General features: G+C 45.7%; 18 protein-coding genes. 12 read left to right on the forward strand and 6 right to left on the reverse strand.

What is annotated here, in order from left to right:
• The first annotated feature begins 12 nt into the window (after window positions 1-12).
• Complete coding sequence (locus tag OP864_RS04080; RefSeq protein WP_270100023.1) at window positions 13-726, forward strand: DUF4159 domain-containing protein; 714 nt, start codon at window positions 13-15, stop codon at window positions 724-726.
• A gap of 246 nt (window positions 727-972) precedes the next feature.
• On the opposite strand, the gene OP864_RS04085 is transcribed toward OP864_RS04080, so the two are convergent.
• Window positions 973-2,358, reverse strand: a complete 1,386-nt coding sequence (locus OP864_RS04085) for a TolC family protein (RefSeq protein WP_270100024.1) — start codon at window positions 2,356-2,358, stop codon at window positions 973-975.
• A 2-nt stretch (window positions 2,359-2,360) separates the two neighbouring features.
• Window positions 2,361-3,734: an HlyD family secretion protein gene (locus OP864_RS04090; protein ID WP_270100025.1), complete on the reverse strand. Its 1,374-nt coding sequence runs from the start codon at window positions 3,732-3,734 to the stop codon at window positions 2,361-2,363.
• 160 nt (window positions 3,735-3,894) lie between these two features.
• On the opposite strand from OP864_RS04090, the gene OP864_RS04095 reads away from it, so the two are divergent.
• Entirely contained in the window at window positions 3,895-4,572 is a 678-nt protein-coding gene (locus tag OP864_RS04095; protein WP_270100026.1) for a uridine kinase family protein, read from the forward strand.
• Between the two features lie 196 nt (window positions 4,573-4,768).
• Complete coding sequence (locus tag OP864_RS04100) at window positions 4,769-5,983, forward strand: radical SAM/SPASM domain-containing protein (protein ID WP_270100027.1); 1,215 nt, start codon at window positions 4,769-4,771, stop codon at window positions 5,981-5,983.
• A gap of 184 nt (window positions 5,984-6,167) precedes the next feature.
• Here the strand turns inward: OP864_RS04100 and OP864_RS04110 are convergent, their stop codons facing one another.
• A complete protein-coding gene (locus OP864_RS04110) occupies window positions 6,168-6,893 on the reverse strand; it encodes a phenylalanine 4-monooxygenase (protein WP_270100029.1) in 726 nt (241 codons plus the stop codon).
• Between the two features lie 266 nt (window positions 6,894-7,159).
• On the opposite strand from OP864_RS04110, the gene OP864_RS04115 reads away from it, so the two are divergent.
• The 9 genes from OP864_RS04115 (at window position 7,160) to OP864_RS04155 (ending at window position 14,745) form a co-directional block, all read left to right on the forward strand.
• The gene (locus OP864_RS04115; RefSeq protein ID WP_270100030.1) at window positions 7,160-8,164 is read left to right on the forward strand and encodes a DUF1572 family protein; all 1,005 of its coding nucleotides are present in this window, start codon (window positions 7,160-7,162) and stop codon (window positions 8,162-8,164) included.
• A gap of 199 nt (window positions 8,165-8,363) precedes the next feature.
• A complete protein-coding gene (locus OP864_RS04120; RefSeq protein ID WP_270100031.1) occupies window positions 8,364-9,992 on the forward strand; it encodes an RNA/DNA-binding domain-containing protein in 1,629 nt (542 codons plus the stop codon).
• 335 nt (window positions 9,993-10,327) lie between these two features.
• Window positions 10,328-11,134 (forward strand): (Fe-S)-binding protein, encoded by an 807-nt coding sequence (locus OP864_RS04125; protein ID WP_015691477.1) that lies wholly within the window; start codon window positions 10,328-10,330, stop codon window positions 11,132-11,134.
• Window positions 11,135-11,139: 5 nt separating this feature from the next.
• A complete protein-coding gene (locus OP864_RS04130; RefSeq protein ID WP_270100032.1) occupies window positions 11,140-11,622 on the forward strand; it encodes a hypothetical protein in 483 nt (160 codons plus the stop codon).
• 107 nt (window positions 11,623-11,729) lie between these two features.
• Window positions 11,730-12,287 (forward strand): thioredoxin family protein, encoded by a 558-nt coding sequence (locus tag OP864_RS04135; protein ID WP_270100033.1) that lies wholly within the window; start codon window positions 11,730-11,732, stop codon window positions 12,285-12,287.
• Between the two features lie 4 nt (window positions 12,288-12,291).
• Entirely contained in the window at window positions 12,292-13,092 is an 801-nt protein-coding gene (locus OP864_RS04140) for a TraB/GumN family protein (RefSeq protein ID WP_270100034.1), read from the forward strand.
• Window positions 13,093-13,314: 222 nt separating this feature from the next.
• The gene (locus tag OP864_RS04145) at window positions 13,315-13,881 is read left to right on the forward strand and encodes a hypothetical protein (protein ID WP_270100035.1); all 567 of its coding nucleotides are present in this window, start codon (window positions 13,315-13,317) and stop codon (window positions 13,879-13,881) included.
• A 10-nt stretch (window positions 13,882-13,891) separates the two neighbouring features.
• Window positions 13,892-14,287, forward strand: a complete 396-nt coding sequence (locus OP864_RS04150) for a hypothetical protein (RefSeq protein ID WP_270100036.1) — start codon at window positions 13,892-13,894, stop codon at window positions 14,285-14,287.
• Window positions 14,284-14,745, forward strand: a complete 462-nt coding sequence (locus tag OP864_RS04155; protein WP_270100037.1) for a hypothetical protein — start codon at window positions 14,284-14,286, stop codon at window positions 14,743-14,745. The genes OP864_RS04150 and OP864_RS04155 overlap by 4 nt, the downstream gene beginning before the upstream one ends.
• A gap of 39 nt (window positions 14,746-14,784) precedes the next feature.
• On the opposite strand, the gene OP864_RS04160 is transcribed toward OP864_RS04155, so the two are convergent.
• The 3 genes from OP864_RS04160 to OP864_RS04170 form a co-directional block, all read right to left on the reverse strand.
• Window positions 14,785-15,918, reverse strand: coding sequence for a hypothetical protein (locus OP864_RS04160; RefSeq protein ID WP_270100038.1), 1,134 nt, complete (start codon window positions 15,916-15,918; stop codon window positions 14,785-14,787).
• 361 nt (window positions 15,919-16,279) lie between these two features.
• Window positions 16,280-18,988, reverse strand: coding sequence for a D-alanine--D-alanine ligase family protein (locus tag OP864_RS04165; protein WP_270100039.1), 2,709 nt, complete (start codon window positions 18,986-18,988; stop codon window positions 16,280-16,282).
• 163 nt (window positions 18,989-19,151) lie between these two features.
• Window positions 19,152-20,636 carry an Ig-like domain-containing protein gene (locus OP864_RS04170; protein ID WP_270100040.1) on the reverse strand — a complete coding sequence of 495 codons (1,485 nt, stop codon included), beginning with the start codon at window positions 20,634-20,636 and terminating at the stop codon, window positions 19,152-19,154.
• Window positions 20,637-20,804: the final 168 nt, after the last annotated feature.

Below are 20,804 nucleotides of genomic sequence, written 5' to 3' on the forward strand. Positions count from 1 at the left end.
AACGCCTCCCCAATGTTTGTACTCAGAATTGCTTGCTGCTTGTTTTTCTCTGCTCAGCTGATGGCTCAAATGCCTAGAATTACCCTCTCTAAACAGGCGCAAACTACACAAGCCAAAGCACAAAATAATCAAGCGACCCTCAAAATGGGCCTGCTCAAATATAAAGGGGGCGGAGATTGGTACGCCAACCCCACGGCACTGCCCAATCTGGCCAGCTTTTGCAAGCAAAAACTCTATAGCAATTTCGAGCTAGATTATGCCACCGTAGATGTAGCTAGCGCCGAAATCTTTGATTACGCCTTTCTCCACATGACAGGCCACGGAAATGTCGTTTTCTCAGATGCCGAAGCCGAAAACCTCAGAACGTATCTGATCTCTGGCGGCTTTTTGCATATCGACGATAATTATGGCATGGACCCTTTTATCCGCCCAGCCATGAAAAAGGTCTTTCCCGAACTAGATTTTGTGGAGCTGCCCTACGACCACCCTATTTATAATATGAATTATAAGTTTAAAGGCGGTATTCCCAAAATCCATAAGCATGACGATAAACCCGCTCAGGGTTTTGCCTTGCTCTGGGAGGGCCGAGTGGTTTGCTACTATAGCTATGAAACGGATTTAGGCAATGGTTGGGAGGACCAAGAGGTCCATAACGACCCCGAAGAAAAACGCTTGCTTTCTTTGCAAATGGGGGCCAATTTGGTCCAATACGCTTTTGAGTATTAAAGCCATAAATTAGCTACTGGAATCTATTTCAGTAGCTTTTTTATTTGGGGCTGCCCCGCCCTGCGGGCGGGTCGGGCTGTCTCAGGGCTCGCAGGTCTGCTCGGCCCTTCAGCGGCTTTGCCGCTTCGGTCTGGCCTTCGGCCCCCCTTGCCCATCCCTCAGCCGGGGCGCTGCGCGCCCTCTAGGTCCAAAAAAGGGCGAGCTAGATGAATCTAGCTCGCCCTTTTGAGTTGCTTTTGCCGCCACTTACCAATTGCTGGCCCACTGCCAAGCTATGCGGCTCTTGATGTAGTTGTAACGCAACTTTAGGGCCTTCAATTGGGCCTCTACATATTGCTGCTGTCGAGTATTGACAATAAATATATCCGACTCGCCCAGCATAAATTTTTCTCTTTCCGCTACCACCAATCTGCGGTAATTCTCTACGAGTTCATCGGCCAATTGGGCCTGCTTTACCGCCTGCTGTAGGGCCATAAAATAGCTTTTGAGCTTGGTCTGCAAATCTCTTTGCTTAAAGCGAACTTTAAAGTCCAGCTTCTGCTGCTTCAGCCGATTGAGGGCCAAATCACCTCGGGCGCTGCGCATCAAAATAGGATGCTCGAGCTGTACGCCCAATTTATAATACTCCAAAGGGCTCCCTTGGCCAAATTGCAGACTTTCTCCCGCCAAAAAGTTATACTTCAACTTAATTTTGGGCAATAATTTATTGGCCTTTAAGCGCTCTTCTAGCTCCAAACCCTGCTGCTGAAAAGCATAGCTTTGTAGCTCGGGCTGCTCCTCCAAACGGGCCAAAAGCTCCTCCAAATCACTACTATCTAAGGGCGTTAGGGGCAAGGCCAAAATAGATTGAGCCAAACTGCCCAAGGGCAAACTCTTTTCTTCTAACTCTTCGCCCCAAAGATGCCGCTCTACCTTTAAGGCCGCTTGCTCACTAGCCAAACGCGCCTCCAATTGCTTGAGGCCAGCATCCTGCCACTGAATAAAGCCCTTTAAGGTGTCTATGGCCGCAATGTCTCCCTGCAAAAAACGGTCGCGCAACTGCGACAATTGTCTAGCCTGAATTTCTCGGTTTTCTTCATAAACAGCCAAACAGGCCTGCTTGTAGGACCAGCCCCAATAGTCTGCAGAAATATCATAGAGCAATTGGTTAATTTGGGCCAATTGCTCGGCCTGATTCTGCGATTGAAGCAATTTTGCCTGCCGAATTGCATTGCGGCGCTCGTTCTGTATCAATCCATTGAGAATAGGGACCTCTACACCCAAAAAAGCCTGCCCCGCCGCTGGCAACTGATCGGCCGGATTGAGGTAGTAGCCCTCGGCCAAACGATAACCCGCCTGAAGGTTAATCCCCCAAATGCTAGGCAGTTGCAAGTAGCTTTCAAAAATATCATAATATTCCTTGCTCTTAAATTGCTTTTGGTCCCATTTGGCCATCAACTTAGGGTCTAGCCCTCCCCTAGCCTTACGCAACTCCGCCTCAGCCGTCTGCTCCAAAAGCTGAATTTGTCGACTCAAGGGATGGTAAAGCTTTGCATTTTCTATCAGGCTTTGATAACTCAGGCTGTCTTGCGCCCGAAGCGGAAAAAGCAGCAGCAAAAGGGCGGCCGCTAAAAAAAAGGATTTCAACGACATGCTTATTTTTTGAGCTGATTGACAGGAGCTTTCATTTTTACTTTTTCATAGTTGATTTCGTAATAATCTGGCGGGAAACCATTGAGCTGCCGCCAAACTTCATAGCCCAAATAAACATCTTTGAGCAAAATCCGAGCTTCTGCCGCTGCGCCAACCCGCAAGCCATTCGGCCAATCTTTGGCCGCATAGGGGTCCGGAATCACCAAGGCTCTAAACATAGAGTTATCACTTACGGCATTATCTACCGCATAGACCTTTCCTTTAAAGGTACCTACCGACTGGTTGGGCCAGCCCGCAAAAACAAAGGCCGGCCAACCATCAAAGGTAAAGATGACTGTTTCCCCTTTCTGAAGTAGGGGGTAATCCATTGGCCGCACATATATTTCTACAGCAGGGGGAGGCGAAAGTGGCGCCACCGCAAGCAATTGCTCCGTTTCTTTCAAGGTCTCGCCAATTCCCTTTTTATAAATCTTAGAAACAAAGCCATCCTGAGGGGCCAAGATGTAGTAAAACTGCTGCCGATTCTGATAATTGGCCTTGGTGTTTTTCAACTTGGCCACCTTTTCTTGGCTGTCAAAACCCGCCGTCAAAGCCGAAAGACGATCCGACTCCGCCTTGGCCAATTTATCGCCATAATCTGCCCGAATGCTATTGAGCGCAATTTTAGCATTGAGGTATTCATTTTTTGATAGCTCTAGCTTATTTTCTGCCGCATTCAGCTTGGCCTCCGTTTCTTGCATTTTGTTGCGCTTAGCCTCCAGTTCGGTCAATGATTTTAGCCCCTTCTGATAAAGCGTATCGGTCCGAAAAAACTGCTTTTCTGCAATGTTTTGGGCCATTTTGGCCGCCTCCAACTTTGCACTATCCGAGGCAATCTTAAATTTGGCCTGCTTGAGCTTGTTCTCCGCCTGCTCCAACTTGAAGCCCCTCGACTCCCGCAACAAGCGAATACGCTGCGCCAAAGCCTCCGCCTTCTGCTGATAAGATACCACAGAAGAAGATTTAGCGACCAACTGCTCATCAGTCCGCTGTACTAACTCAGGGTCCATATAGGCTACCTTAATTTCCGATAAACGCACCAGCGTATCTCCCGCATGCACCGTATCGCCTTCCTGTACATACCATTGCTCAATCCGCCCCGGAATAATAGGGTAAACCGACTGAGGCCGATCTTCTGGCCGCAAAGAAGTTACTTTTCCCTTGGCCCGTATGTTCTGCGTCCAAGGCAAAAAAGCCATAGAAAACAAGAGAATAAAGAGCGATAGTAAGGTATAGAGCAACCAACGCCTACTCTTGGGCGTACTCACCTTCTTAAAGGCAGGATATTGCTTAATCCGCTGAATAGGCAGCGAATCGCTAGGAGAAATATTGAGCATATAAGGGTTATTCTTTTTTGTAGATGGCAATTGTTTGCAAACTAACTATAAATACAAAATAAGGTTGAATTTCTATGTGGATATTAGTTTTTTTTAACAGCCTTTTCTCTGCCCGATGGCCTTAGGCTAAATTTGTGGCTTCCGCAAAAAGGCCCTATCTTTGGCAGCGATAATTTTGATCAAAAAATCGAGAATTGCGCATTCAGCTATGAAAAAACCTTATGTTATAGGGATTACCGGGGGAAGTGGCTCGGGCAAAACCACTTTTTTATCTGCTTTAGAACAAGAATTTGGCAAAGAGCAAATTTGTATCCTTTCTGCGGACCACTACTACCGCCCCAGAGAAGAACAAAAAGCCGATGAACAGGGAGTCCTCAATTTTGACCTCCCCTCTTCTATTAATGCCGAAGAACTAGAGCGAGATGTCCGCCAGCTGATTGCAGGCCAAGATATAGAACGAGAGGAATATACCTTCAATAATCCTTTGGTCCAACCCAAAATGCTTAAATTTAAGGCGGCGCCCATCCTTATTTTAGAGGGTATTTTTGTCTTTCATTATCCTCAAGTCGCCGACCTGATCGACCTCAAGGTCTTTCTCTACACCAGCGAGTCTACGGCCCTTTCTCGCCGAATCAAGCGGGACCGCATTGAGCGCAATTATCCCCTAGAAGATGTGCTTTACCGCTATGAGCATCATGTGATGCCCACTTACCGACAGTATATTGCGCCCATTAAGGAGCAGGCCGATTTACTCATCAATAATAACCATAAGTTTGATGCGGGTCTTCAGGTCTTTAAGGGCTTTATCAATAATTATCTGCAAGAAGTAGAGGATTAAGTTTTTTTGGGGCCTGCGGGCCCCTTTTGCCTTGCTGCGCTGCGGCAAGGGCCCGCCGGGCTGTTGCGGGGCTCGCAGGTCTGCTCGGCCCTGCAGCCGCCTGCGGCGGCTTGGGTCTGGCCTGCGGCCCCCCCTACACATCCCTAGGCCGGGGCCATTTTTTTCAGGCTGCTCTTTACTCCCCAACCCTTTGCCCATGTTTTCACGCCTTTTTTCTGCTCCGCCCTCGGCCTTTTCGGCTGTTAGTACCTTGATTGTCAAAGTGACTTATCGTTGCAATTTAGATTGTTTGTATTGCTATGAGAAAGTAAGCAAAACGGGCCAAGATATGTCTATTGAGCAGTTTAAAGAGCTGGTAGATTTGAGTTTGGGCCAAACTTCTTCTCCTCAACTCACTTTTCTTTTTCATGGGGGCGAGCCTACCCTCTTGCCCATTCCTTGGTATGAGGAGGGCCTAGATTATGCCTTGGCCCAGGCCAAAAAATGGGGAAAAACGGTTCATTTTGCCATGCAAAGCAATTTGGTCCGTCTAAAAGAGGAGTATATTCAGTTATTTCAGCGCTATAAGATAGCCTTGGGGGTCAGTTTGGACCAGCCCGTTTTCCTGCTAGACGACAGCCAGCGAGGAGGCGAGACCAAGGTCTTTAAGAACTTTAAACGCCTACAGGCCGCCAAGGTCAAAGCGGGGGTTTTGGCCACCATCAACAGCAGCAACTACCCCAACTTTTATACCCTTTGCGAATGGCTGTGGAGCGAGGCCAAGCAGCGCTCTTTTAAGGCCAATGTGGTCACGCCAGTGGGGGCTGCCCATGGGCAGCCCCCACTGCAGGCCGAGCAAATTTTTATGGCCCAAAAAGCCATTATTGACTATATGATAGCGACCCAAGGACAGGCCCTCATAGAGAGTAATATTGCCTTGGAGTTGGGGCGTTATTTTGAGCCAGAGCAGGCGCAAAGCACCCTTTGCCATGAAAAAACCTGTGGGGCGGGCCGTTCGGCCTTGGGGATTACGCCAGAGGGGCATTTATTGCCTTGTGGGCGCTTTGCTTGGAACGAGCCTGCTTACTATTTGGGCCATCTTTCTGAGCAGCGGCAAGCCAGCCGAAAAGAGAAAAAGCAATTGGCCCAAAAAATTGCCGACTTTCATGCGCAAAAGCCAGAAAACTGGTACGATTGCGAAAGTTGTCCCGCCCAAAAAGTCTGCGGTTATGGCTGTCAGGCCTTCATTCTCCGCTCTGAGGAGCAAGCCAATCTAGACTGCCTGCCGACCAAAATGCGTTTTGCTTATTATCAGGAAAAAGAAGTGGCTTTAAAGGCTGTTTTTGACAACATCCAAAAGCGGCAGGCGGGTCCCAGTCGCCAATTTCGGATTAAGGACCAAAACGGGCAATGGAAAAGCTACAAACTTTAGGGGCCGAAGAACAGCCTTTAGCCTGAAAAGGGGAGATGAGCGGCCCAGCGCTGCGCAGCGGTGGCCGCAGGCCAGACCCAGCGGGCGAAGCCCGCGCAGGGCCGAGCAGACCTGCGAGCCGCGGAGCATAGCGGCGGCCAGCGAAGCTGGCCGCGGGCCCCAAAACCCACTGATTATAAAAAAATTAAGCTAAGGTTAGCAAGCGTTGCTCCACAGATTTGAGCAGGCCAAAAAGCGACTGAAAATTGTCTAGATAATAATAGACCGACTGCATTTCGTGCTTATGAAAATGGTGTTTCAAAACGCTTTCGAGTACAAAGGGGCGGAACTCACAATTTTGGCCTTTATGGACCTGAATACTTTCGCCGAAAGAGGACAAAATGCCTGCCCCATAAATGGCTTGGCCCTGAGCATTTTTGCAAACGCCAAACTCGATAGTAAACCAATAGAGGCGTTCGAGAGCGGCCACGGCATCGGGCAGATGAGCGACTTGCAGGCCGATGCGGCCGAACTCCTGCATAAAGTCGGCATATTGGGCATTAAAGAGGAGCGGAATGTGGCCAAAAGTATCGTGAAACATATCGGGTTCCTCCAGATAATCGAGTTCCTCCATTTTTCGGAGCCAGGTAGAAGAGGGGAATCGGCGTTGGGCCAGCAGGGCAAAAAACTCCTCTACGGGAATCAGGCCGGGCACCAGCTCGATACTAAAATTCTGTTCTTTTTGGAGCAGGGGCGAAAGCTCTTTAAAATTGGGAATAGCTTGGCCATTTAGGGCCGATTGGGCGGCCTTTAGAGCGGGCCAGAGTTCGGGCACCGCCTTATCTTCTAGATTTTCCCATTGGCGTTTGAACAAAAGTTGCCAAACGGCTTGATCTTCGGCTTGATAAGCCTCATAATTTTGCTGCATCATGATTTTGCGCATAAAAAAACCCGCTTTCTGCTTAGAGAAAGCGGGCCGAATTAAAGTATAAATGTATCTTTAGACAGGCAATAGAACGCTTACTCTAGCGGAGGCAGAGCAGCATAATAATAGCGCTGTAATTGAGTTTGTTTCATCTTTGATTATCTTAAGCGCTCTAAATCAAGCGTTTTAAGGAATAAGGGCAAAGAAAGCAGGCCTTTTGCGAAAATCCAAGTTTTTTATTAGTTTTTTGTCATTGAACTCAAATTAATCCTATGCACACACATTATCACATTCGACTTTCACAGGATGGGCAACTTTGGGCAGAATTTTCATTGCCCGAGGAGGCGGAGGCTAGTCTTTTGCTCAACTCATTAGAAACGATCTTGGACCTTTATCGGGAAGAGGACATTCATTTTTTGTTTAATGAGCGAAAAATCACGGCGGGGCCTGCGCAAAGAGAGCAGGAGCAATCCATTTTAGAATTGAGTCTAGCAGAACTTTGGGGAGATTTGGATGAGGCCTTATTGGTTTTGAACGGGCAAATTTGGAAGCTCTACCTTTTGGACAGGGCCTTAGAAGGGCCTGCCGAGCCGCAGCTTTTGGAGTTAGGGCCACAACTGCAGGAAGTTTGGCAGGAGCCTGCTTCTTTATTGGAAGAATTGACTAATATGTTGGAAATGGCGCCTTTGCCATTGGAGGAAGAGGAAGACGACAACCCTTATACCGTTCAGGAATTGGCTCTTTTTCAGACCCAGATGGAATTTAAGAAAATCCAGTTTCGTCAGTACAAAGCCTTGGGCGAAAGAGCCATGCAGCAGCTGCCCGAGGCCGAGTTATTTCGGCAATTTTCTGCTGATCAAAACAGCATAGCCATTATTGTGCAGCATCTTTGGGGCAACATGCGTTCTCGTTGGACCGACTTTTTGAACACGGATGGCGAGAAAGACTGGCGAAACAGAGACAATGAATTTGAGCTATACCTCAAGGACCGTAAAGCGGTGATGGACTATTGGGAAGAGGGCTGGTTATTTCTTTTCAATGCGCTAGACCAATTGGAGGCCAAAGACTGGGACCGCAACATCTACATTCGGGGCGAGGAGCATTATGTTTGGCAGGCGATCGATCGGCAACTGGCTCATTATAGTTATCATATTGGCCAGATTGTACTTTTTGCTCGCATCTTTAAACAAGATCCTTGGGAAAGTCTTTCTATTCCCAGAGGCAAATCGGCGGAATACAACCAAATGATGCGAGAGGAAAACGAAAGAGAAGACTAGCGTTTGGGCGGGCTTATTCTGAGGAAGAAAAGGCCCGCTTTGCTATGATTTTTTTTGAAAAAGCTGGATATTGAGCAGTTGTAAATGAAACTAGGCTGGAGGTGGAGACTTGAGCCTAGGCCATTTTAATTAAAATGAGTGCAGTAGTTCTCTATAAATGATAAATAAAGCCTCTCTTTTACCGTAAAAAGACAGCGAAATGATCGATCTGCTGAATAAACTATTGTCGCTTACTACCGAAAATGAAGTAGTAGAATTTAAGGAAGCAAGAAGGCAGTATGATAAAAACAAACTGGGAAAATACTTCTCTGCCCTAAGTAACGAAGCCAACCTAAGTGGCAAGTCTCAGGCCTGGTTAGTCTTTGGTGTAAAGAACGATAAAACTGTTATTGGTACAATAATAAACGATCATCAAATCAATGATTATAAAGCAGAAATAGCGAACCACAGTAGCCCCAATCTATCCTTTGTAAATGTACATCGGGTAAATTACCAGGGACGAGATGTTTTAATGTTTGAAATTCCTGCTGCCCCAGAAGGTACCCCAGTTTCATGGAAGGGCTTTTGGTATGGAAGAGATGGAGAAAGTTTGGGCGCTTTAAATTTAAATGAGCTGGAAAATATTCGGAATCAAAACAAAAGTTATGATTGGTCTGCCCAGATTATTGAGCAAGCGACTTTAGATGATTTGGATCCGGCAGCAATTAAGAAGGCGAGGGAAATGTTTGCGATAAAAAACCCTAAACTAAAAGAACAGATACCGACTTGGAGTGATCGCACTTTTTTAAATAAAGCCAAACTTACGATTAAAGGTCAATTAACCCATGCCGCTATTTTATTATTGGCTAAGCCGGAGTCGGAGCACTTCATTTCTCCTGCAACAGCTAAGATATCATGGATATTAAAAGACAAAGATAATTTAGAAAAGGACTACCAACACTTTTCTTGTCCACTCTTATTAGAAGTAGAGAACGTAAAGTCAAAGATTCGGAACTTAAAATACCGTTACATAAAAGACGGTTCCTTATTCCCTGATGAAGTTGATCAATACGACCCTTATATTATAAGAGAGGCATTAAATAATTGTATTGCGCATCAGGACTACAGCTTAGGTGGAAAAATAAACATTGTAGAAAATGAGGCAGGTGAACTCATATTCTCTAATATGGGATCATTTATTCCTGTTTCTGTAGAACAAGTAATTAAGGCAGATGCCCCTGAATCTAGATATCGCAATTCCTTTTTAGCTAATGCCATGGTTAATCTAAATATGATTGACACCATTGGTAGCGGTATTAAGCGAATGTTTGTCATTCAGAAAAACAAATACTTTCCCTTGCCTGACTATGATCTTAGCAACAATCAGGTGAAGGTAAAAATTACGGCTAAGGTGCTTGATATAAAATATGCGCGAAAAATTGCCCAGCTCCCCGAACTATCATTAGAGGAAATTATTCTGCTAGATAAGGTAGCCAAGCAAAAACTATTAACGGATGAGGAAATTAAATCGTTAAAAGCCAAGAAACTAATCGAGGGAAGAAAGCCCAACTTTCATATTTCCTCAGAAGTAGCTAAAGCATCGGGAGATAAAGCAAGGTATATAAAGCAGAGAGGGATTGACGATAAGTTTTATGAACAATTAATTATTCAATATTTGAATAAATTTCAAGCAGCTAGTAGCGCTGACCTTAAAAAACTACTACTCGATAAATTACCTGAAATTTTAGCTCCCAAACAGAAAGAAAATAAAATCAGAAATATGTTGCAAAAGATGAAGCGCAACTCACTAATAAAGCTAAATGAAAACCGAGAATGGCAACTCGTTTAATTTAAACGGGATTTAAACGGGATTTAAACGGGATTTAAACGGGATTTAAACGGGATTTAAACGGGATTTAAACGGGATTTAAACGGGAGACTAACGTAAATACCTGAAAATCAAAAATATAAGCCTCGTTTAATTTGGTTTAAAAAAATTTAATTTAATCGAATTAGCTATTTTTAAATGGTAAAAATTTAAGCCTCAGGAATCGACTAATTAGTCAACTAATCAAAACATTTTTACACAAAGCGCTGCATTTTACTAGAAAATTAGGGTATAATCATCCGATATTTTCATATATAGGCAAAGCAAAAATCAGAACCACCAAATATCAATGATAAATGTCTACTAAAAAGAAACTACATATTCCCATCTTGGCCGATATGGCTGCTGCGGGCCAAGAGCCCGAGGTCCTTTTTTGGGTAGGTTGCGCAGGCAGCTTTGACGATAGAGCCAAAAAAGTAACTGTGGCCTTTAGCAAGCTGCTTTCGGCGGCGGGGGTAGAATTTGCCATTTTGGGCAAAGAAGAAAGTTGTACTGGAGACCCCGCTCGCCGAGCTGGAAACGAGTTCATCTTTCAGATGCAAGCCATGCAAAACATCGAAACGCTCAAGATGTATAATGTGAAGAAGATCGTGACGACTTGTCCGCACTGCTTCAACATTCTAAAAAATGAGTATCCTGTTTTGGGTCTAGAAGGGGTTGAGGTCTTGCACCACACCCAGCTCATTCAAAGTCTATTGGCGGAGGGTAAATTGACTGTAGAAGGCGGCAGCTTTGCAGGCAAGACCCTGACTTACCATGACTCTTGCTACTTAGGTCGAGCCAATGATATTTATGAAGCGCCTAGAGCTATTTTGGAGAAAATTGATGGGCAATTGACTGAAATGCAGCGTTCTCGCTCTAAGGGACTTTGCTGCGGAGCGGGTGGAGCCCAGATGTTTAAGGAAAATGAGCCTGGTGATAAGCGAATCAATATGGAGCGGGCTGAGGAAGTCATTGCTACAGGGGCCGACTATGTTACGGCCAACTGTCCTTTCTGCATTACTATGCTTCAGGATGGACTCAAAGCAGAAAATGACAAGCGCCAAAGTCCTATTATGGTCCTTGACCTTTCTGAAATGATTGTAGAAGCCAATAAACTGTAAGCCTTATGGCCAATTTTGATGCCTTTTCGCCCAATAGCCGACTTTGGATTTATCAGGGCCAGCGCCCTTTTACTGCAGAAGAACAGGCAGAATGGAACCCCAAACTACAAGCCTTTGCCAGTTCTTGGTTGAGCCACCAAAGACAACTTAAAGCTTGGGGCGGAATTTTGCAAGACTACTTTGTGGTCCTGATGGTTGATGAAGAGCAAGCCGATGCTAGTGGCTGTTCTATTGATAAATCTGTTGCTTTTATTAAGGAGATGGGCCAAGCTACTGGCCAAGACCTTTTTGAGCGGATGTTCTTTTTGTACCGCAATGAAGAGGGCCAAATTGAAGGCCTTCCTTCTACTGATTTTGCCGCAGCCTTTGCTGAAGGTAAAATCAAAGCGGATAGCCCCGTCTTCAATAATTTGGTCCAGACCAAGGCCGAACTAGAAAGCAAATGGGAAATTCCTCTAGAAGAGAGTTGGCATAAGAACTTTGTTTAGGGTTTGTTTAATCTTTATCTCCTAAACAAATGTGGCCTCCTCCTCTTTTAATAGAGAAGAACATTTAGAACCGAAGTGGAGCTCACTCCCTTCACAAAAAAAGAATTATGGCACTTACGCCCTCCAATATGCTGCCCCTAGGCACTTCCGCTCCAGCTTTTCAACTGCCTGATACCGTTTCGGGCCAAAGAAAAAGCCTAAGCGAGCTGCAATCTGATCAAGGCACCCTCGTCTTTTTTATTTGTAATCACTGCCCTTATGTCATCCATATCTTGCCTGAGCTCAAACGCCTAGCCCAAGATTATCAGGCAAAAGGAATTAGCTTTATCGCCATTAGCTCCAATGACGTAGAGAACTATCCCGATGATTCTCCCGAAAAGATGAAGGAACTGGCCCAAGAAGAAGGCTGGGACTTTCCCTACCTCTATGATGAGGACCAAAGCGTAGCCAAAGCCTATGATGCCGCCTGTACGCCCGATTTCTACCTCTTTGATGGGGAAGCAAAACTGGCCTACCGTGGTCGTCTAGATGACTCTCGTCCCAATAGCGGAACGCCACTAACTGGCGCAGATTTAAGAGCCGCCCTAGATGCTGTACTCGCTAAACAAGCCGTTAGCGAAACGCAATATCCTAGCGCCGGCTGTGGTATTAAATGGAAAAAATAACCCTATGCATCAAGCATTTTTATGGGAAATAAAGCAGGGAGGCCAAGCGCCTCCCTCTTTTGTCTTGGGCAGTATGCACAGTACCGACCAAAGAGTATTTGGCGGGCTAGACCAATTAACTGCTTTGCTTAAAGAGGTAGAATACTTTGCCCTAGAGTTTGATAGCCAAACCCTAAATGAAGAACAACAGCTTCAACTGCATTTGGCCCAACAACTTCCCCAAGGACAACAACTCTCCGACTTGGTTTCGCCTAGTATTTGGCGCAAGCTCCAACAACTCTTTGCTCAAGAATTGGGCATGCCCTTTTTGCTGGACCAATTGGTCCATAGCCGCCCTATGCTCATTCCCCAATTCTATAACCAATGGAAAAGCGCTAAGGATTATCCTATGGCCCTAGACCATTATCTCCTGCAGTTGGCCCAAGCAGAAGAATTGCAAATTGAAAATCTAGAGACCTTTGAGGAAATGCTCTCGGTCTTTGAAAACCTGCCCCTCCCCCCTCAAATCTGGGCCCTCAAAAAATTTGTCTGTCAAAGAGGCAAGCAATGGAAGAAGTTTCAGCAAAGTCTAGACGCTTATGCCGCAGGCAATCTGCCCTACCTGCTCAAGCAACAACAAAAGGTTTCGGGCAAAAGCAGAAGAGTCATCCTCCTCCAACGCAACCAAGCCATTTTGCCCCGTATGCAAAAACTCATAGAAAAAGGCCCCAACCTAATGGTCCTTGGCCTCTATCATCTGATTGGCAGCCAGGGCTTGTTGCGCAGCCTCAAACAAAAAGGCTATTTAGTACGCCCTTTGTTTTAACGCTTAAGGTAAATTAATTTGTATATCCCAAAAGATAATATTAGTTTTGTATAAGCAGTAGTTAGTCTGCTGCCAGAAAGATCAACTTTCTTCTAAGACGAGATGAAACAAACGATTAAGATGTGCTTTTTACTTAAAACCGTGCACAGCAGAAATCATTACTCATTAACTACCTCTAGATTATGACCATATTTTACAATTGGTAGTTTTAGCCAGAAACAGATGTGTTTTATAAGTCTTGAAAAAGTTTTAAGCGGCCAGGAAAGAACCTTTTACAGCTTTAAAATCTATGAGCAGGAAGAAGTGGAAACTGATGTTGAGCAAACAGAGTTTGATAAATTTAACGAGGCTTTCGAATACTACCAGCAAGATTCTCCCCAAGAAAATAAAAAGATAAAGGAAGAGCATCAAATCATAATTGGTACAATAGCTAAATTGGTCAACTATAAAACTTCGGCTCTATGCTCTACTTTTTTCAGGGCAGAAAGACGAGCTTCAGCGCTCCCCCCGCCCCTTAATAAAAATAAAGTCAGCAATATTTTAGTCGCCCCCAATAGTAAACTAAGACTATATTGCTATATTCTTAATGATCATATCATCATTCTCTGTGGAGGAGGAATCAAATCGGAACAACAAGCCGAAAGATGCCCTAATGTTCAGGCACATTTTTTCCTAGCCAATAGAATCGCAGAGTTTTTTGATGCAGAAAAGAAAAACCTAGGTATAGATCAGCAGAGCAAGCAATTGCCCGATGAGTGCCTCGGATATAATCAGGGTTTTACTATCTAAAAAAATTATTATGAGTTCCGTTTTTGATAGATATGAGAAGAATGCCCCAGCTAATGTAAAACGCTTCTTAGACCACTCTTTTTCTTTTCATACTAGGGTCTTTAGCCTATTAGAAGCTAAAGAATGGGACCTAAATCAGTTTGCCCAAGTGCTCGGATGGTCCTTAGAAGAACTAGAAGAGGTCCTTTCCTCTCCCAATAATAATGTGGACCTAATGACTATCTCTAAATTTGAAGCCGCCCTAGATGCCGATATTATTAAGGTGCAAACAGAAAAGGAGCCTAAAATTGAGATCACAATAAAACGAACAGATCAACTCGATAAAAATGTAGTGTCTACCAAAAGAGATTTCAAAAAATATATTCTCGACAGAGACAAAACTTGTAAAAGCACGCTAATCAAATGAGCAACGCAATTATAAACTCCTTTACCGAAGTGAATCTCGAAGCGATCAATATTGATTTTCATGATCCCCAATTAGATAGTAAGGCAATTCTGGTCGAACTAGGATTTACCCCTACTGTTAAGACGGCTACAACGGTAGAGCTTTTTATTCATATTCGATATTATATCGTCGAGGATGAAAAAAATATTAGTATCCTCCATGCCGATTTTATCAGTGACCTCCTCTTCAATAATGAGCAACTTGATTTCCAAAAGGAGGCCTTTGTCGCCAAAGAAGATTTTGCCCCAGCTCTTCAACGAATTATTGAATTGACTAAAGGCTATTTAATGGCAAAAAACCCCTCTAAAGTACTCAATAATAGCTACCTGAAATATATTGATGGGAATGAGCTCATCCAAGATTCAGACTTTTTTATTCCCCATAAAAAACTAATTCAACTACAAAAAGACGTTGATTAACGCTCCCCAAAGCGGCCGAAGGCCGCTTTTTTTGCCCCCCTACTCTAGCTTTTCTAAGCCCCCAAATTCTGCCTGCCCCTGGGCCAACATGGCTTTGCGAGCCGATAATTCTACTTTCTCCGATTTTTGCAAACAAGAGAAGTCCGCCGCCAAAATAGCTTGGAGCTCCGCCAAAACTTCTTCCCGACTCAACCAGTAGTGCTCCGTCAAAAAGATGTCGTCCAATAGCTTTTGCTTAAAGGGATCTAAGGCTTGATCTAAATTCAAATCGCTCTGATAAAGCGCATCCAGCCGCTCAAAAAGGGCCAAATGCTGCCCCCGACCCAATAGGCTGTATTCCCGATTTTCTTCCAACAAAGCTATGCTCCAACTCCCCAGAGAATAACCCAAACTATCCAAAGGATAGGCCGCATAAAAAAGCTCCACCAATTGATCATCTAAGCTGTCTGCCGTCTGCTCGGCCAACTTCCCCCAATATCTATAATCTCGATACAGCTGATATTCGGTTTTTGGGGCTGGCAAATAGACCAAATAACCGGGCAGTACATGCTGCAACCAAAAGAAATTGGCCAAACTATCTGCCGAACTTAAGGCCAAGGCCGCATTCACTCGCTCCTCCAAGGCCAATTCTAGGTTTTCGCCCTTTTTATACAACATCCGAAAAGCGGGTAAACTCTGAATCTCTGCCGCTTCTCGCTGATATTGCTTGACCTCCGCAGCCAACTCATCGCCAAAAAAGAAGTATAAACGCCGATCTAACCAAAGCCGCTGCAAATCCTCCGAGGGCAGGCTGTCAAAGCTCAAACTCCCCCCAAATAACCAGCCCTTATAGCCATCCGCCGCCTCTACTTCTAGCCAGGGCTCCCTATGGTCCACCCCCTCCAAACGGATCAAACTTTCGGCCTTGCTCATCCGCCCCAAATACCGAAAACTACTGCCTTTGTGGTAGCTCCGCAAACTTTTTGCCCCCCAATCTGGCGCCGCTTTCAACTCCCCTTCCCGGCTGCTTAGGCTCAGGCTGGCTCCTTGCCCATCCGTTGATATATACAGGCTGCTGTCTGCGGTTTTGGGCGCTTTTTCTGGCCCTTCTACCAGCGGTTTTTGGGCTTGCTCTTCGGCACAAGAAAATAACAAAAAACAGATAATCAAGGATATAGCAAAATGTATTTTCATCTTTTTTTTATTTTGGGGCTGCCCCGCCCTGCGGGCGGGTCGGGCTGTTTCGCAGCTCGCTATTCGCTCGGCCCTGCGCAAAATTTCGCTGCGCTCATTTTGCTGGGTCTGCGGCTTCGCCGCCCTGCTGTCCATCCCTCAGCCGAGGGCCAGCCGCCAAGCGCTTTAGCCTAAATTTTTCATCAAAGAATGGCCAAACAATTAATTAGATCATTGCGAAGCAATACCATTTTGGCCTAGCGATGCGAAAGGGGGCGGCGAAGCCGCAGACCAAGGCCGTCAGGCCGCAGGGCCAAGCAGACCTGCGAGCCCTGAAGCGTAGCGCCGCAAGGCGAAGCCGAAGCGGAGGCCCCAAAACATCCTAATCCTCCTGAGAAGAAGACAACAAACTGCTTTGCGCTTGTCGCTCTTGGCCAAAAGTCAGAATCTGCCGAATAAAATCGAAGGGCTGATACCCATTGATGGCCGTTTGGTGGAAGATGCAGGTGGCAGGCGTCATGCCGGGCAAAGAATTGACCTCAATGACCAGGGTTTCGGCTCGACCATCGGCATAAATGCGGACAAAAGCATCGATTCGGGCATAGCCCGTAACCCCCAAAATGCGGGCCGCCTGCTCTAAATCGGCCTTAATTTGGGCCGCCAAGGGCGCATATTCAAGTTCGCCAACAGCCAGACGGGCAGGGGTGATATTTTGTCCCTCTCCTGCCAAAAACTTCTCTTCCAGCGATAAAATCTCGCCAGAAGCCAAAGTTTCAGAAGGCTCAAAAACCTCATAGCGGATGCTTCCATCGGCCTCATGATGGCAAAGTAGGCCCACCGTCACCTCCAGAAAATGCAAGGCATCTTTTTGCTCCACCAACTGCTCCAAAAGGGCATATTGCTTTTTGGGAAACTCCTCTTTGGGCAAAATGGCTAGGCGCTCTTGGGCAATTTTTGGCAAAATATCCTCTTCACGGAAAAGGGCCGCCAAAAAGGCCTCCAATTCCGCCTCATTTTTGATCTTTTTCACGGCAGAGCTACAGCCATCATCTACTGGCTTGGCAATCAGGGGCCAGCCTAGTTTTTCGCCTGCTTGCTGCAGACTTTGTTCAGGCTGGGCCAAATAATCGCTTTTGCTCAAAAGGATTTGCTCGGTCACGGGCAGGCCAGCAGCTTTCAGCTTTTGGAGACTCTGATACTTATCAATCGTCAAAGCGGCAGAATCGGCCTCCGAACCATTAAAGGCGATGCCTCTCTTGGCCAACTCTCTTTGGAGCGCGCCATCCTCTCCGGGGCGGCCATGCAAAGCGATAAAGGCCAAGCGGGTCTCCTCGCTTAGTTCATCAAAAGAAAGCGGGCGGGGATCTAGGCGGCTGCTTCGGCCAGAAAACTGATTAGCAATATGAGCCGTTTCTTGGCGAATCTTTTGGATAATAGGATGTACCTTATAATTTAATAATTTATCGCGAATATCGTCGGCATTATCCTTTAGCAAAAGGTTGATGGGTAGCTCATAGAGCTGTTGGTCCTCGGCCTTACCCGTCAGGAAAACGGGAAAAGGCAGATAATCAGCAGAGCTGGCCAACTTCTCATAAATATTGCGGCCACTTTCTACCGAAATATGGCGTTCGGAAGAATAACCGCCCAGAATAACCGCCACCTTTTGGAGTTCGGCAACCTCTCCTTCTAGGCGTTGCATCTCGCTTTCCAATCGGGCCAATAATTGGCCGTAATTATTGGGGCGCAAGCATTTTCGGCTGCGGGCCAAAAGCGAGCGATGAATAATAAAACTGAGAAAATGCGAGGGATTAAGGCCAATTTCGGCCGCTTGATGGAAAAAGAAAGAAGAAGGCAGCATGCCCGAAGTCGTATTCGGGTCATTGAGAATAATGCGGCCATCGGCTTGAATAAAGCCATCAATTCGGGCATAAACATCAAACTCCAAAAAGCGAAACAGCCGTTCGCACTCTTGGCGGATCGCTTGGATTTGGGCCTCAGGCAAATCAATAGGCGTCAGTTTGCGAGAGAGTCCAGCCAAATACTTAGACCGATAATCAAAAAGCTCTTTACCCTTAATAATTTCTGTGGGGGGCAAAGCAATGGCTTGGCCATCCTCATCTTGAATCACGACACAGGAAAACTCTCGGCCCTCAATAAAGCCCTCTAACAAAACGCTTTCCTCTCGGTATTGGCTTTGGAGTCGGAGCTTGGGGCTATGTCCCTGCCCCAATTCCTTATCGAGTAGGGCCAATAATTGCTCGGGATGATAGAGCAACTGTTTATCTTTTTTGGGGCCTTCCACCTCTAGCGGAAAGCCGAGACCAGATCGAATATCGAGCAATTTCCGCATCCATTGAATCTGCTCCTCTCGGCTCATTTGCTGCCAGTCCTCAGCGCTAATTTCCAGGCCAAAAAAGGCATTTTCTAGGGCATCGAGAAGGTCTTCAGCCTGCTCGACAATACGCACACCGATAGAAGAACCTTGATTGGAAGGGCGGACCACCAGCGGGAACCCCATCTCTTTTTTGAGCTGCTCCAGATTGGGCAATTCGCCGCTCCAGTCTTTGGCCCAAATTTGTTGGATGGGAGGACTTTCAAAGCCGCCTGCCTGCATCATTTTCTTCTGGAAACTTTTGTCCATACCCAGGCTACTCGCTCGGATGCCAGAGCCACTATAGGGAATCCCCAAAGCTTCTAACATCCCTTGAAGTTGGCCATCTTCGCCCCATTCGCCATGCAGGCTCAGAAAAGCAAAATCGATCAATTCGGGCAATTCGCTAAAGCTAATTGGGCGGCCAATTTGGGCCAGCAACTCCTTAGACGCCTGCTTAGAAAGGCCTAGACTTTCCACATAAATCTGAAACTGATGCGGGCTAGGCGGCAAAGCCTCTACAGGGGGGTAAAAATCTCGGATACTTCCCTTGTAGAGATATTCCCAATCGAGCAGGCAGAGTTGGCCAAAACTATCCACAAAAATAGGGATGGGCCGAAAAAGTTGTTTATTTAAATTATCGTAGACGGTCCGGCCACCGGCAAAGGCGATTTCGCGTTCTCGAGAGGGGCCAGCCAGAAATATTCCAATGTTCAACATAGGTGCAAGGCAGATTTATAATGATGGGCGCAAAGGTAGCAGATTTTTTAGAGAGTTGGGGTTTTAGCGAATAGAGAGTAAGCACAGGGGAGTATTTCGCCCTAAAATAAAAGGCCCCGACAAAATTGTCGAGGCCTAGAACAAGCAGTTAGTTAGCTCAATATTATTGTACCGTTACCGTAATAGTTTGGCTAAAGTTGCCATGACAAACAGTAATATTTGCGGTTCCGCCGCTGAAAGAAGTGGCAGAAATTTCTCCGTTGAAATCAACATCTGCTACTTGGATATTATCTGAGCAGTAAACGATTGGCGCACCAACAATAGCGGTAGCGCCAGCATCTACTACCTCCGCAGAAATCTGGGCCGTTTGGCCAAAGCTAAGTGTCACATTAGAAGAACTATTGAGATTGAGGCCTGCCGCATTGGGGTCGGCTGTACCACAATTACAAGAAGAACCTACAGCCACAGAGAGAATACTTACGCCAGGAAACACCTCAGGATCATTAGCGTCAGCAGCAATCACAAAAGTAGACATACCAGGATTGGCTGAAGATTTTACGGTAGCCAAACCATTGTTGTCAATAGTAGCTACATCAAAAATGGGAAAGCCAAAAGTAGGAATTTGCCAGCTGACATTAGTAGTTGCTTGGGGGTTGTTAAGCACCAACTCGCCATTGCTACGCACTACATCATATTTGGTAGCGCTATATTGCTGTGTATTGCCAGCAGCTACAGAAGCATTTAGCGGATCAAGCGTAATTACTTTATTGGGGCTAACTTCTAGTTGAGCTTCGCCAACTACACCTTGGGCCATAGCATAGACCTTAGTACTTCCGATAGTTTGGGGGCTGATGTTTCCATTAGCATCAATTGTTGCAATAGAAGGATCAGCTACCGTCCAGTCAAAAGTGACTGTTTTTTCATTGCCATCCATATCATAAGCCTTGGCGGTATACTGAGCAGTTTCTGTTTTAAGGATGACTTGGCTAGCGGGACTAACCACCACACGCTGTACAGGCAACTCAATCACAGGAGGAGCCAAGACAGTAACGGGCACCTCTACAACAGGGTTACCGTCAATGCCCGAAGCCGTAACTGTAATGATACAGTTTCCAGCCCCAACAAAACTCAACTCTCCAGAAGCATTTACCGTAGCTACGGTATTATCGCTAGACTGATAGCTATAAGTGGGTGAAGAGGTCCCTAGATAAACGGCCTCCATCTGAATATTCGGGAAATCACTATCGACTAAAACAGCTGCAGGAGCCACGGCAAAAAGTGCGGGTGTTTGTATAGCCAAAGGCGCAGAACTAGTTAAGGTCGTTCCACCAACCGTTACCGAAGCCTGAATAGTGGTTGTTCCAGCTGCAGCCACTGTAACCGCCCCATTGCTAGCAATAGTGGCTACATCAGTATTTGCACTCGACCAGCTGACATTGCTAGCTGCCGTGCGATTGCCTTCAGTATCTAGCAAAACAGCCGTATAAGTTAGGCTGCCATCCATAAGCATGGTCTGAGCACCATTTTCAATTACAAGCATTTGATTGCTAGCATCCTGATTGTCTCCATTGTTGTCTTCATCCTTCTTACAGGAGGTCAAGGCTAAAAAAAGTAGACTAAAAAGTCCTAAATAATTTAAAATTTTCATCTTAAAATGTTGAATGTTAATTAAGTTGCTTGTTCCAGCCGCTGCCAAAGCCTAAAAACATGCCAAGATGAGATTAAACAAGCATTCAAACAACAAACCAACAATTGCAAAAATTTGAAAATCAATTATATATAAAACATGAAAATTAGTTCCTTTTTCAGGAAGATT

The organism is Saprospira grandis (assembly GCF_027594745.1).
GTDB classification, from domain to species: Bacteria; Bacteroidota; Bacteroidia; order Chitinophagales; family Saprospiraceae; genus Saprospira; species Saprospira grandis.

Coding starts and splice junctions, on each gene's coding strand:
- OP864_RS04080 (WP_270100023.1), top strand. CDS start 13: ATGTTTGTACTCAGAATTGCTTGCTGCTTGTTTTTCTCTGCTCAGCTG.
- OP864_RS04085 (WP_270100024.1), bottom strand. CDS start 2,358: ATGTCGTTGAAATCCTTTTTTTTAGCGGCCGCCCTTTTGCTGCTGCTT.
- OP864_RS04090 (WP_270100025.1), bottom strand. CDS start 3,734: ATGCTCAATATTTCTCCTAGCGATTCGCTGCCTATTCAGCGGATTAAG.
- OP864_RS04100 (WP_270100027.1), top strand. CDS start 4,769: ATGTTTTCACGCCTTTTTTCTGCTCCGCCCTCGGCCTTTTCGGCTGTT.
- OP864_RS04110 (WP_270100029.1), bottom strand. CDS start 6,893: ATGATGCAGCAAAATTATGAGGCTTATCAAGCCGAAGATCAAGCCGTT.
- OP864_RS04115 (WP_270100030.1), top strand. CDS start 7,160: ATGCACACACATTATCACATTCGACTTTCACAGGATGGGCAACTTTGG.
- OP864_RS04120 (WP_270100031.1), top strand. CDS start 8,364: ATGATCGATCTGCTGAATAAACTATTGTCGCTTACTACCGAAAATGAA.
- OP864_RS04125 (WP_015691477.1), top strand. CDS start 10,328: ATGTCTACTAAAAAGAAACTACATATTCCCATCTTGGCCGATATGGCT.
- OP864_RS04130 (WP_270100032.1), top strand. CDS start 11,140: ATGGCCAATTTTGATGCCTTTTCGCCCAATAGCCGACTTTGGATTTAT.
- OP864_RS04135 (WP_270100033.1), top strand. CDS start 11,730: ATGGCACTTACGCCCTCCAATATGCTGCCCCTAGGCACTTCCGCTCCA.
- OP864_RS04140 (WP_270100034.1), top strand. CDS start 12,292: ATGCATCAAGCATTTTTATGGGAAATAAAGCAGGGAGGCCAAGCGCCT.
- OP864_RS04145 (WP_270100035.1), top strand. CDS start 13,315: ATGTGTTTTATAAGTCTTGAAAAAGTTTTAAGCGGCCAGGAAAGAACC.
- OP864_RS04150 (WP_270100036.1), top strand. CDS start 13,892: ATGAGTTCCGTTTTTGATAGATATGAGAAGAATGCCCCAGCTAATGTA.
- OP864_RS04155 (WP_270100037.1), top strand. CDS start 14,284: ATGAGCAACGCAATTATAAACTCCTTTACCGAAGTGAATCTCGAAGCG.
- OP864_RS04160 (WP_270100038.1), bottom strand. CDS start 15,918: ATGAAAATACATTTTGCTATATCCTTGATTATCTGTTTTTTGTTATTT.
- OP864_RS04165 (WP_270100039.1), bottom strand. CDS start 18,988: ATGTTGAACATTGGAATATTTCTGGCTGGCCCCTCTCGAGAACGCGAA.
- OP864_RS04170 (WP_270100040.1), bottom strand. CDS start 20,636: ATGAAAATTTTAAATTATTTAGGACTTTTTAGTCTACTTTTTTTAGCC.